The 11,959-nt window shown below is 70.8% G+C and carries 9 protein-coding genes; 2 read left to right on the forward strand and 7 right to left on the reverse strand.

Translation table 11 applies throughout. The features are described 5' to 3' along the window. Positions 1-29 precede the first annotated feature (29 nt). The 4 genes from WME97_RS46380 to WME97_RS46395 form a co-directional block, all read right to left on the reverse strand. Positions 30-953, reverse strand: a complete 924-nt coding sequence (locus WME97_RS46380; RefSeq protein ID WP_437547502.1) for a DUF4351 domain-containing protein — start codon at positions 951-953, stop codon at positions 30-32. Positions 954-1,067: 114 nt separating this feature from the next. Next, entirely contained in the window at positions 1,068-1,856 is a 789-nt protein-coding gene (locus tag WME97_RS46385) for an enoyl-CoA hydratase-related protein (protein ID WP_012241241.1), read from the reverse strand. Positions 1,857-1,900: 44 nt separating this feature from the next. Next, positions 1,901-4,564, reverse strand: coding sequence for a M1 family aminopeptidase (locus WME97_RS46390; protein WP_437547503.1), 2,664 nt, complete (start codon positions 4,562-4,564; stop codon positions 1,901-1,903). Between the two features lie 75 nt (positions 4,565-4,639). Then, positions 4,640-6,505, reverse strand: coding sequence for a bifunctional homocysteine S-methyltransferase/methylenetetrahydrofolate reductase (locus WME97_RS46395; RefSeq protein WP_437547504.1), 1,866 nt, complete (start codon positions 6,503-6,505; stop codon positions 4,640-4,642). Positions 6,506-6,597: 92 nt separating this feature from the next. On the opposite strand from WME97_RS46395, the gene WME97_RS46400 reads away from it, so the two are divergent. Together WME97_RS46400 and WME97_RS46405 are read left to right on the forward strand one after the other, a co-directional pair. Then, positions 6,598-7,476, forward strand: coding sequence for a hypothetical protein (locus tag WME97_RS46400; protein WP_437547505.1), 879 nt, complete (start codon positions 6,598-6,600; stop codon positions 7,474-7,476). Positions 7,477-7,515: 39 nt separating this feature from the next. After that, positions 7,516-8,097 carry a hypothetical protein gene (locus tag WME97_RS46405; protein ID WP_437547506.1) on the forward strand — a complete coding sequence of 194 codons (582 nt, stop codon included), beginning with the start codon at positions 7,516-7,518 and terminating at the stop codon, positions 8,095-8,097. Between the two features lie 6 nt (positions 8,098-8,103). On the opposite strand, the gene WME97_RS46410 is transcribed toward WME97_RS46405, so the two are convergent. From WME97_RS46410 to WME97_RS46420, 3 genes are all read right to left on the reverse strand, one after another. After that, positions 8,104-10,479 carry an FG-GAP repeat protein gene (locus WME97_RS46410; RefSeq protein WP_437547507.1) on the reverse strand — a complete coding sequence of 792 codons (2,376 nt, stop codon included), beginning with the start codon at positions 10,477-10,479 and terminating at the stop codon, positions 8,104-8,106. Positions 10,480-11,137: 658 nt separating this feature from the next. Next, positions 11,138-11,557 carry a type II toxin-antitoxin system VapC family toxin gene (locus tag WME97_RS46415; RefSeq protein ID WP_437547508.1) on the reverse strand — a complete coding sequence of 140 codons (420 nt, stop codon included), beginning with the start codon at positions 11,555-11,557 and terminating at the stop codon, positions 11,138-11,140. Further along, positions 11,554-11,739 (reverse strand): hypothetical protein, encoded by a 186-nt coding sequence (locus tag WME97_RS46420; protein ID WP_433930775.1) that lies wholly within the window; start codon positions 11,737-11,739, stop codon positions 11,554-11,556. Before WME97_RS46420 ends, WME97_RS46415 begins: the two co-directional genes overlap by 4 nt. Positions 11,740-11,959: the final 220 nt, after the last annotated feature.

Here is an 11,959-nt window from a genome sequence, read left to right on the forward strand (position 1 = left end):
CTGCTGAGTCGCTCGCGATGTGCGGCGTTTCAGCCTTCGAAGAGCTCGTCCAGCGTCCTGGCCGTCAGGATCCGCTCGGCCCATTCCGCGAGCCGCTCCCCGGACGCAGCGAAGACCTGCTCCCGCCTCGCCTCGGGAACCTCTCCGAACCGCGCCCGGAGCTGGCGCAGCAGCACGGCTCGCTGGCCCTCGTCGAGCCCGGCGCGCCGCCCCTCGTCGAGCCCGGCGCGCCGCCCCTCATCGAGCCCGGCGCGCCGCCCCTCATCGAGCGCTGCCTTTCGCTCGCGGGCCTTGATGGCCTCGATCTCGGAATTGCCCTTGCGCTCCAGCGCGCGGACGACCTCACGCTCAGCCGCCGCGCCGTCAAGCAACGCGCGGACGGGGACCGGACGGACCAAGCACAGATCCTCGATCGTCGCGTCAGGCGCGAGCGGCACGAACCGCCCCTCGGCCGCCGACCACTCGGCGACCTCGTCGCGCTTGACGAAGATGGCGAAGACGCGGCGCACGCCCCGGACGACGAGATCCTCGGCCTTCTCGCGCGCGTCCCGCATCGACTGCTCGTTGACGATCTCGAACGAGAGCTCCTCCAGATACCGGCGCCCCGTCGCCGGATCGGTCCCCGCCCTGCGGATGGAGAGGTCGGTGGCGAAATCCGAGCCCTCGGCGACGCGGGTGATGAGATCGGCCGCGCCGATGTAGCCGGGCCGAAGGTGCGGCGCGATCAGGAAATCCAGCCGCACCTGCTGCTCGGCGTGCGGCTCCAGCGCCGGCGCCGCGACGACCTTGCGCCCACGGATCAGCTCGTCGCGCGTCACCTCGGGCGCCACGAGGTGCTCATCGACGGCGGGGAAATGCGCCCGCTGAGGCTCCGCGGGCGGGAACCTCACCGCCGCGCCGCCCCGGGCGGCCGGGGCGAGCAGGAGCGCGGCGCCGGTCGGCTTGGGATCCATGCGGACAAGGCTAGCACGAAGGCGGTCGCACGAGCTTCACCAGCGGGCCAGCGCGCGCCGCGCGGCCGCTCCCAACGCGAGCAGAGCGCCCGCCGTCACCGCCGCTCGCCGCCCTCACCGCCCCTTGTAGACCGGCTTCCGCTTCTCGGCGAACGCGCGCAGCGCCTCCAGCCGATCCTCGCTGCGCAGCGTCTCGTCGTAGTGGACCCGCTCGATCTCGAGCCCGAGCGAGAGCGGCACGTCATAGCCGTCGTCGATCGCCCCGAGCGCCGCGGCCTGCGCGATGGGCGCGCCGCTCGCGATCGGCTCGATCCACGCGATCGCGTCGTCGACCACCGGCGTGCCCTCGGGCGACACCCGGTTCACGAGACCCCAGGCGAGCGCCTCGGGCGCGGTGAGCCTCCTGCCGAGCAGGATCATCTCCTTCGCCCGCGCCTCGCCGACGACCCGCGGCAGCCGCTGCGTGCCGCCCGCGCCCGGGATGATGCCGAGCGACGTCTCCGGCAGCGCGAGCTCGGCGTGCGGCGCCGCCACCCGGAGATCGCAGATCAGCGCCAGCTCCAGCCCCCCGCCGAACGCGACGCCGTTGATCGCCGCGATCACCGGCTTCGGGCTCCGCGCGAGCACCCCGAGGTCGGTCCGGTACAGGCCCACCTGGCGACGGACGTCGTCGGGGCTCATGCCCTGCCGCTCCTTGAGGTCGGCGCCGGCGCAGAACGCCTTGTCACCGGCGCCCGTGATCACGATCGCGCGCACCTCCGGGTCGTCCACGAGCTCGCGCCCGAGGCGGCCGAACGCGAGCAGCGCGTCCCGGGAGAGCGCGTTGCGGCGATCCGCCCGATCGATGGTGAGCACCGCGACCGCGCCACGCCGGTCGAGCTTCACGGGAGTGGCTTCCGACATGGATCCTGCCTAGTCGACCGCGGCGGCGCGGCAAAGAGGCTCGCTCACTTGGCGTCGGTCGCCTTCTTCGCCTTGGCGCTCGCCGCCTCGAGCTTGCCCAGCCGCGCCCTGATCTCCGCGTTGTCGCGCCGCAGCGCCTCGAGCTCGTCCCGCAGCCGATCCAGCTCGCGCTTGCCCGCCCCGCCGAGATCGCGCAGGACCTCGCGGATCCGACGCCGGACCCGCCCGTCGAGATCGCGGTCGAGCTGCCGCTGGAGCGCGCCCCGCGCCCGGCCATCGCCGAGATCGCCCAGCGCGCGCGCGACGTCGACCCGGAGGTACGGATCCGGCTGATCGAGGAGCTCCTCGAGGAGCTCGCGCGTCCGCCGATCGCTGGAGAGCTTCGGTAGCGCCATGATCGCCGCCCGCCGCCCCCGCGTAGGGACGCCGTACCGCGTGCGGGCCGTCAGGTGCGGCACGGCGCGCTCGTCCCGCAGGTTGGCCAGCCCGTCGATCACGCCGCAGCGGATGACCTCGCCCCACGAGGGGCGATCCAGCAGATCGACCAGCGTCTCGAACCCCGAGCTCTGCCGCGTGGCCCCGAGCGCGCGCGCCGCCTCGGCCTGCACCAGGTAGCTCGCGTCGCGCAGGGCGAGCTTGCCGAGGACCTCCGCCGCCTTGGCCGAGCGGAAGCTGCCGAGCGCGCTCGCGACCGCCCGGCGCACCTTCGGGTGCTCCACGCCCGCGCTGCCCTCGAGCAGCGCGAACGCCGCGCTCGACTGGAGCGCGCCGAGCGCGGCCGCGGCGGCGGCGCGCACCCCCCAGAACTCGCTCGCGTCCGAGAGCGACTGCCCGAGCGCCCGCGCCGTCGGCGGGTCGTCGCGCCGAGAGAGCGGCTTCGCGGCAAGCATGCGGCCGCGCGCCGTGGGCGCGTGGGCGAGCTGCGCCCGCAGGAGATCGCCGGGCGCGTCCACCCGGACCTCGCCCAGGATCCTGAGGTCCGGATCCACCACCACGAGGCGAGGCCGCCGCGGGAGCGGGATGACGAAGGTGTGCGCCGCCTGATCCACGCGCCGCACCTCGCGCCGCGTCATCGAGCCCTTGCCCTCCGTGAAGCCGAAATCGAGCACCAGGTCGAACGCGAAGACGGGCGGCGTCGAGGCGTCCGGCTGGAGCGCGTGCTCCCGGCTGGGCTGCCCGGCCGCCTGCGCCTGCTTCACCGTCACGGTGCACTGGTCGCCCTCGATCTCGATCTTCACGTCGAGCTCGGGGTGCCCGGCGCGGAAGACCCACTGCTCGAAGAAGCGCTCCAGCGATTTGCCGCTCACGTCCTCGAGCGCGCGGGCGAGATCCCGTGTCTCCACGACCCCGCGCGCGTGGCGCGTCAGGTAGGTGCTCACCCCGCGCCAGAAGAGGTCGTCTCCGAGCTCCCGGCGGAGCAGGTGGAGCACGAGCCCGCCCTTCTCGTAGAGGTGTCGATCGAAGATGTCGAGCGGCGCTTCGTAGTCCTGACAGACGATGGGCCGCCGGTAACGCCCGCGCGCCTCGCCAAGGTACGAGTCGAGATCGGCCTTCAGGCCGTGATCGTACTCGTCGGCGCCGAGGTGGTGCTCCCGATAGACGTGCTCCATGAACGTCGCGAATCCCTCGTTGAGCCAGCCGTGCGACCAGTCGCGGCAGGTCACCAGATCGCCGAACCACTGGTGCGCGAGCTCGTGGGCGATGAGATCGTCCGACGAGATGTCGAGCGCCGCCCGCTCGTCGAGCAGGATGTGCTCGTACATCGTGGTGGCGGTCGTGTTCTCCATCCCCCCGAAGATGAAGTCGCTCACCACCACCTGCGCGTAGCGGCGGAAGGGATATTTGACGCCGAGCTTCTCGCTGAAGTGGCGGATCATGTCCGGCGTGCGCGCGAACGTGCGGCGGCCGTCCTCCTCGCGCCCCTTCGGCACGAAGTACGCGAGCGGGATGTCGAGCGCCGCGCCGTCGATGCGGGCGAACTCGCCCGCCACGAGCGTGAACAGGTAGCTCGGGTGAGGCTCGTCCAGCCGGTAGTGATAGACGCCCTCCTTCTGCGATCTCGCGTCGCCCTCGAGCTCGCCGTTCGACAGGCAGTACCAGCCCGGCGGCACCTGCGCGCGGAGCTCGGTCGTCTGCTTGATATGGGGCTTGTCGATGCACGGGAAGATGTGGCGCGCGTCCTCGTCCTGACACTGCGTCCAGACCTGGCGCGGGCGGTCGGGGACGTGCTCGTCCGGCTGGAGGAAGTAGATCCCCCGCCGCGGCGTCGCCCGGTACCGGACCAGGATCGACACCTCGGCCTCGTCGAGCGGCACGGCGACGCGGAGCGTCTCGCCGTCGTACGTGTGCTCGGCCGGCTGGAACGCGCCGCTCGCCGCCTTGCCCGCGCCGCGCTTGGGCTTCGCGGCGCGCCCGGCCCCGGCGCTGATCTCGACCGCCTCGAGGTCGAAGCCGATGGCGTCGAGCGCGATCTCGCGCGCGCCGGGGTCGACGCGGACCGCGTCGAGCCGCGCCGTGCCGCGGATCGAGCGCGCCTCGACGTCGAGGGCGAGATCGAGGGCGATGTGCCGGATCGTGAAGGGGCGCGAGCGCTCGTAGACGCGCCTCGTCCCGGCCAGCGTGAAGGGCCGCGACGCGGCGGCGAACTCGGACGACGACAGCACGGAGCCGCAGGCGCAGCGCGAGTGGAGCCGGTACTCGATGGACATCTCCGCGGAGTTTCCCCGCGCGGCGCCCGGCGCTGCAAGCAAGAACTCGTGCGCCGGGGCGGGCCGCCGGGCGGATCAGCCCGTCTTGAGGCCGTCGAGCACCTCGAGCGCCAGCTCGTACTTGCCGAGGGGCGGCATCAGGTAGGCCCCCTGCACCCGGTCGCGCACCGAGAAGAGCATCTCGCGGGCGATCTTCACCCCCTCCTTGCGCGCCTCGGGGCCGGCCGGGACCTTGCGCATGCGCTCGCGGATCTCGTCCGGGATCTGCATGCCGGGCACCTCGTTGTGGAGGAACTCGGCATTCTTGTGGCTGACCAGCGGCAGCACGCCGACGAGCACCGGCATGCCCAGGTGCTCGATGCGCCGCAGCACCTTCTCGAGCAGATCCTGGTGGAAGATCGGCTGGGTCATGATGATGTCGGCGCCCGCCGCGCGCTTCCGTTCCAGACGCGCGATCTCCTTGTCGAGGTCCTGGGCGCCGGGCTCGAGCCCCGTGGCGAGCAGGAACGACGTCTTGCCGCCCGGGATCGGCTTGCCGGCCGGGTCGAGGCCGCGGTTCATCGTGCTCGCCATGTTGAGCAGCCCGATGGAGTCGAGGTCGTAGACGGCGGTCGCCTCCGGGTAGTCGCCGATCTTCGGCGGATCGCCCGTGATGATGACGAGGTTCTTGATGCCGATCGCGTGGGCGCCGAGCAGGTGCGCCATCTGGCCGATGAGGTTCCGGTCGCGGCCGCAGACGTGCAGGATCGGCTCGATGCCGTAGCGCTGGACCAGGAGCGAGCAGAAGGCGAGGTTCGTCATCCGCGCCGTGGCGCGCGGGCCGTCGGCGACGTTCACGACGTCGACGCCGCTGTCGATGAGCATCTTCGCGGCGCTCAGCGCGCTCTCGGGGTTCAGGCCTGGCGCCGGGTTCACCTCGACGGAGACCACGAACTTGCCGGCGGCGATCTTCGCCGCGAGGGGGCTCCGCTCGCCGAGCGGCGTGGGCTCGAGCCCCGTGGGCGCGTCCATCGTGATGTGCGGGCGCGCGGCGGCCTCGGGCGCGGCGCCGCCCCGGAGCATGCGGGCCGACTTGGCCATCCACCGGACGTGCTCCGGCGTGGTCCCGCAGCAGCCGCCGATCATCGCCGCGCCGGCCTGGATCATGCGGCGGGCGAAGACGTCGAAGTACTCGGGCGTCGCCATGTAGAGCTGGCGGCCGTCGACCGTGCGGGGCAGGCCCGCATTCGGCTGCACGCAGAGCGGGAGCCCCGCGGTCGCCATCCGCTCCGCCATGGCGAGCGACAGCTGCGGGCCGTCGCCGCAGTTGACGCCGAGCAGCTCGACCCCCCAGTCCCGCAGCGTCCGCGCGACGCGCTCCGGCTCGCTGCCGTCTGCCGCGACGCCGCTCGTGTCGAACGTCATCGACGCGAGGACCGGGAGCCCCGGCGCGGCCGACCGCGCCGCGTCGATGGCGAGCTTGATCTCGTCAAGATGGCGAAATGTTTCAAGGATCAGGAGGTCGGCGCCGCCCTCGGCGAGCGCGCCGGCCTGCTCGGCGAACGTGGCGGACGCGGCGGCGAGGTCGTCGCGCGTGGCGACGCCGGGCACGAGCCCCGTCGGGCCGATCGAGCCGGCGACGTACGCGTCGCCGCCCGCGATCTCGCGCGCGAGGCGCGCGCCCGCGAGGTTGAAGTTGCGGACCTCGTTGACGAGCCCGTACCGCTCGAGCCGGAACCTGTTGGCGCCGAAGGTGTTCGTCTCGATGACGTTCGCGCCCGCCGCGACGTACTCGGCGTGGATCTTCTTCACGAGATCGGGGCGCGCGACGTTCAGCTGCTCGAAGTTCTGGGTGACGAACACCCCGCGCTCGTAGAGCAGCGAGCCCATCGCGCCGTCGAACACGAGGATCGAACGCCGGAGCGCGTCGAGGAATGGGGCCTCTGGTCTCGTGCGGGACATGGGGCGCATCGTAGGGGCGCTCCGGCTTCTCAGGAAGGGGGGCTCGACGCGGTTGACGGCGCGGCGCGGATCTCGGTAGGGCAGTTCTCGAGATGAGCACGCCCCGATGGCTTCAAGCATTCGCCCTGGCGGTCTCCGCCGCTGCTCCGCTCCTCGCCGCCCCTTCCGAGGCGCACGCCTGGCATCCGCCGGTGCACCGCTCGGACGCAGGCGTGGATCTCTACCTGTGGAGCGCCCGTGATCTCGGCACCTCGCTCGCCGCCGTCCCCTTCGTGCAGTTCGAGCCGTCGCCGGATCTGTTCATCAACCTGAAGTTCCCGCTGGCGCTCTCGTTCGACGGCCCGGGGGACTTCGAGGATCCGGACCGCCAGTCGCGCGCCGCGCTCGGCAACCCGACGTTCACGCTCTACTACTCGGACATTGCCCGCAAGCTCACGTGGTACGCGGGCGGCCGCGCCGGGCTGCCGCTCGGCGCGGTCGACGGCTACGACTGGCACGTGGCCAGGGGCTTCAGCGCGTCGGCGATGGCCTATTACGATCTGCACCTCTGGGCGGCGAACGCGCTCCCGGTGGGCGGCCTAGGCGGCATCGAGTACCGCTTCGGGAGGTCCTTCGTGCTCCGGGCGGGCGGGGACCTCACGTTCTTCATCCCGGTGGGGGACGGCGTCCGGCGCGGGTTCATCGACGACTCTGACGATCTCGAAGCGGTGTTCCAGGCCAAGGTCGAGCCCGAGTTCCAGAGCCGCTCCGGCTTCGGCGGCGGCGTGGCGCTCCAGACGGTGTGGGTGCCGTCGTCGGTCTACGACGATCAGGGACAGGTCTCGCTGCTGCCGTATTTCGTGTACGACAGCCAGAAGACCTTCTTCATGCGGGCCGGCCTGCTCCTCGCGCTGGACGAGCCGCTCGGGCCCGCGTTCGACCGGGGGCGGGTGACGTCGCTCTATCTGCAGTTCGGCGGGCACCTCGACTAGCGTGCCGGGCGGTTCGAGAGAGCGAGAGATGAGCCGGACATGACCCGTCGCCGTGCCATCGCCTGGGGCGCCGCCGCCGTCGGCGTGCTGGCGCTCGTGCTCGTCTGGCTCAAGCTCAACCAGTTCCCGCCGGACACGACGCCCGAGGGCGCCTATCTCCGCATCGCGTACAGCATCGGCGTCAGCGATCCGCGCGCGTGCTTCTCGTACCTCGAAGACCGGGCGCAGCACGCGGCGTACACCATCCGCGACTACCGGCGGAAGGCGAGCGAGCGGATCGAGGCGAGCTACCCGGAGCCGGAGCGCGCGCGCCTGCTGGAGCAGTACCGCGCGCACGCGATGGCCGAGGACGGGGCGGACGTGTGGGTCGACATGGCCACGAAGCAGGGCTTCATCGCGCGCCTCCGGCGCGACCTGTCCGGCATCGGGAAGGTGGAGGTGACGGGCGAGCGGGCCACGGTCGAGACGGCGCGCGGCACGCGGTACCCGTTCCGGCGGCGAGACAACGGCATCTGGGGGCTCACGCTGTTCACCGCGGACCTCGTGGCCGAGGCCGAGCGGGCCGCGCGGGACTGGGACGTCGTGGAGAAGGCCGCGCTCGACTACGAGCGGGGGCGGTGAGCGAGGTCAGCGGACGAGCCGGCCGATCACGTGGGGCCGCGCGCCGGTTTGCGGGAAGTACGCGGAACCCGAGGTGAGGCTCCAGCTGTACCCGGTGAGGTCCCCGGCGTTCGCCCGGCCCTGGGAGACGGCGTAAATACGCATGGTGCCCCTGCCCGCGCCGCCGTCCGTGCTCCCGCCGCGGCAGGGCTTGGTTGGATCGGCCGGCACCCATCGCGTGTCTCCCGTGCTCGGGTCCGTGGTGCACCCGTGGGCGGTGCTCGTCGAGTCGATGACCCGGAGCGAATACTGGGTCGTGCCGGAGACGACGGGCTCGGCCGGCGCGATGGCGGTCGGGGACGCGTCGACGATCGCGGTGTGTCCCGAGCCGCCGTCCGTGTAGTGGATGACCAGCAGATCGCCAGGCAGAATGTCGCCGATCTTCGAGATCCGCTTGAAGTGGTTCCCGGCCACGACCTGACCGTACAGGCTCGTGGAGGTAGGGCTCGTGGAGCCCCACCAGCCGCGGAGGATCGAGGTCGTCAGCGTGGGATCCTCATGCAAGAGGGACAGGGTGAACAGCGTTGCGCCCTGCGTGGTCCCGGTGAAGCTCACCCAATCGATGCTGCTCGGCGCCCCGAACCTGTTGGTGTCGGCGCTGTCGAGCACGAACGGCTTGTCGGCGGCACGTTCGACGAAAGCGCGGGCTCCCACGAGGTGAGCCGGCAGAACCTCTTTCACCTGGAAGACGTGAGCGGCGCCTGCGCCCTCGCCGCGAACGCCATCGGCCCATGTGCCGGCGATCAGCGTGTCTCCCGAGAGCGCTACACGAACATCCCACGTGTTCCACGTGGAGCTCTCGACCTTGCTCTGCGGCGTCCATACGCCGCCGGTCCTGGCGAAGATCCTCGGTCCCTGCCCGCCGTCGTGACTTCCGCCGAGGATCAACCTGTCCCCGGACACGGCGACGCTGGCGCTGCGACCCCAGCCGCCATAGTCCGGCGTGTCGACGTCGTTGCGGTAGAGCATGGCCTGCTGGGTCCACGCGCCGTCGCTGCGCGCGAAGACCACGGCGGCCGTCCTGTCGGGGCCGCGCTCATCGTAGACGGTGGTGCCGACCGCCAGCGTCTCCGCGCTCAACGAGAGCGAGGCGCCGAACCTGTAGTGCGGTGTCGCTCCGATCGGCGGGTAAAGAATGGCTTGTTCGGACCAGGTGTTGCCGGCACGGGCAAATACGTGAACCTGGCACGGACGATCCCAGCCCGCGTTGAAGTCAACCCCGTCATCGCACTCTCCCCCCATGGCCGCGGTGTCGCCGTTCAGGGCGACGGTCGAGCCTTGGTCGAAGGTGTCGGTGCCGGGGACGAGCTTGGCCTGCTGGGCCCACGCGGCCCCGCTCCGGGCGAAGATGTACGCAGCGCCGGGACCATCAACCATCGGGCCGCTATCGTAGGGCGCCCCGACCATGATCGTGCTGCCCGATACGGCGACGGCATATCCGAACCAGTTGTCGCGGCGCGGGTTGTCCTGCGCGACGAGCTTTTGCTGCTCTTGCCACACGTTGCCGCTGCGCGCGAACACGTACGCAGCGCCGTGATTCGCCGGGTAAGAGAAGGTCCCGACGACGATCGTATCCCCGTCGATGGCGACGGACGCGCCGAAGCGATCGCCCGGCAGGCCATCGCTGGGCGCGAGCACGGCCGCCTGGGTCCACGACGCGCCGCTGCGCACGAACACGTAAGCTGCTTCGGCGTCCAGGCTGCCGACCACCGCGGTGTTCCCCGAGATGGCCACGGACCACCCGAAAGCGTCGTCGCTCGCAGCGTTGCTGGCGTAGAGCACGTGTTGCTCGGTGGCGATGAGCGGGTCGACCTCGAGCGGATAGGCCGCGCCGGTGTCGTCCACCACGATCGAGAGGCTCGCGTCGCTCAGCTTGATCTCCGCCGGAAGCACGCTCCCGCGCGCGTCCTGAACGACGAGATCGGCATACCGCAGCACGGCCGCGCCGGCCTCGTCCAAGAGCTCCACCGACTGGCCGTCCTCCGATAGCTCCGGCGAGAGATCCCCCCCGAGCGCGATCTCGAGCTCCACCTTGCCTTCGCCGTCGCGACGGCATGGAGGCGGCGAATCCAGGGAGAAGCCCTGCTCCAGCCCGAGGGGGCCGTTCAGGTACCACTCCGTGACGCTCAGGCCCGCGGACCGGGCTAGGTGCCTGAGCTCGACGCGGTTGTCTGATCCGCGCGGCTCGGCCGCGACGTCCAGGGGGACGAGCGCCCCCTCGCAGCCATAACGCGCGAGCTTCATCGTGATTCGACCCGCGCTCACCGAGCCCTCGCGGGTCACGGCGACGCCGGCCGACGTGAACTCGGAGACGAGGCCGTGCGCCGGATTCAGAGCGCTCACCCCGGCGCGCGCGCCCGCTGTGTTGTGGCTTACATTGTACGCAGAAGACGCCTGTCTCTGAACTGTCGCGATGAACGCCGCGCGGCGCTCCAGGGACGCGGCGTCGAGCCCCTGCTGCCCGTGAGGCCGAGTTTCTTCGGCGCTGTCCGTGCTCGCTGGATCAACCTCCGCGCTGCACGAGGTGACGGCGGTGATGCAAAACCAGAGTGCATGAATGGATGTTCTATGACGCGGCATGTGGCTCTCCCTGTCGGTGGTAAACCCTGACGGACCGGCGACGTGTGCGGCGCCGGAGCCAATGACCCGAGCTTGGATTGGAAGGCGGTCCACAGCGGCTCGCTGCTGCCGAGCGCCTTGCGGAGCCCCCCAGCGCACGAGCGCACGCGGATGGTTAGATCACGTGAAGGACAGTCCCGTCCTTATTTGCCGTTCTCATCGTCCGCTTCGGTTTCGCGCGTGTCAAGGAGGGCGAACATCGATGACGTTGAGGGGCGGAGGGCGCCACCTCGATAGGCCGTGGTGTGAAGGTGGACCCTGCAATGCGTGGATGTCAGACAACCGCAGCACGAAATGCGACATGTCGACAGAACGGATAACGACATCCCCGAGCGAAACGGTGCGGGTGAGGGGCTCGGCGAGCAGCGCCGCCGAGGCGCGCTTAGGCTACGATCCGCTCCAGCTTGAAGTCGAGGACGGCTCGAATCGCATCGTAGTCCTCGTCGGCTGTCAGGACGGTGGCGCCGAGAGAACGTGCCGAGAGCGCGATCAACACGTCATTGACCAGCGAGGCTCGGCGCACCTCACGCCCCGCCTCGCGGAGCCGCCGCAACGTTCGTCCAGCATGGTCGAAGACATCGGCGTCCGGGACGACGATCCGCCCGGCGCTCCGGTACGCGCGGCAGAGATGATCGACGGCCCGCCGTGCCGGGAGGGTGGTGGCGCCGGCGCGGAGCTCCATCTGCACGACGGCGGAGAGATACCGGACGAGTCCCGGCCCTGTCATCAGCTCCTCGTGGATCCCCCGGTTCAGCCAGCCGATGTACAAGTTCGTATCGAGGAGGACCTTCCGGAGGATCATCGAAGAGCATCTTCGAAGCCGCCGACCGCCTTGACGCGCCGGTGGACCTTCAGGATAGGCTCCTCGCCGAGGACGAGATCGAGCGCCCGCTCGATCGTCTCCTGCTCCGTCTTCGCGCCGAGGAGCTTTTTGGCTCGATCAATCTTGGACTGGTCCAGCTTGAGGTGCTTGTGCCGCGTCATGTTCATGCTTCACGCTAGCGTGAACATCTTCGGCCCGCCAGCAAGCTGACTTCAAGCCCTTCCGTAGGTTCGCGCGCTCGGTATTCCGGAACTTCCAGTGGGAGGCCCAGCCGCGCGAGGATCTACCTCGCCATCGCTGACTCGGTCACAGCGCCTGGAAGACGCATCCTGTCGCCACGGCCAGTCAGTACAGGAGAGCGCGTCGAGGAGGTCCTGACCG

This window comes from Sorangium sp. So ce367 (genome assembly GCF_051520455.1).
GTDB classification, from domain to species: domain Bacteria; phylum Myxococcota_A; class Polyangia; order Polyangiales; family Polyangiaceae; genus Sorangium; species Sorangium cellulosum_B.

What these genes read in the sequence shown, in the direction of transcription:
- WME97_RS46415 (WP_437547508.1), bottom strand. Translation starts at nt 11,557, where the DNA reads ATGATCCTCCGGAAGGTCCTCCTCGATACGAACTTGTACATCGGCTGG.
- WME97_RS46400 (WP_437547505.1), top strand. Translation starts at nt 6,598, where the DNA reads ATGAGCACGCCCCGATGGCTTCAAGCATTCGCCCTGGCGGTCTCCGCC.
- WME97_RS46380 (WP_437547502.1), bottom strand. Translation starts at nt 953, where the DNA reads ATGGATCCCAAGCCGACCGGCGCCGCGCTCCTGCTCGCCCCGGCCGCC.
- WME97_RS46395 (WP_437547504.1), bottom strand. Translation starts at nt 6,505, where the DNA reads ATGTCCCGCACGAGACCAGAGGCCCCATTCCTCGACGCGCTCCGGCGT.
- WME97_RS46420 (WP_433930775.1), bottom strand. Translation starts at nt 11,739, where the DNA reads ATGACGCGGCACAAGCACCTCAAGCTGGACCAGTCCAAGATTGATCGA.
- WME97_RS46385 (WP_012241241.1), bottom strand. Translation starts at nt 1,856, where the DNA reads ATGTCGGAAGCCACTCCCGTGAAGCTCGACCGGCGTGGCGCGGTCGCG.
- WME97_RS46390 (WP_437547503.1), bottom strand. Translation starts at nt 4,564, where the DNA reads ATGTCCATCGAGTACCGGCTCCACTCGCGCTGCGCCTGCGGCTCCGTG.
- WME97_RS46405 (WP_437547506.1), top strand. Translation starts at nt 7,516, where the DNA reads ATGACCCGTCGCCGTGCCATCGCCTGGGGCGCCGCCGCCGTCGGCGTG.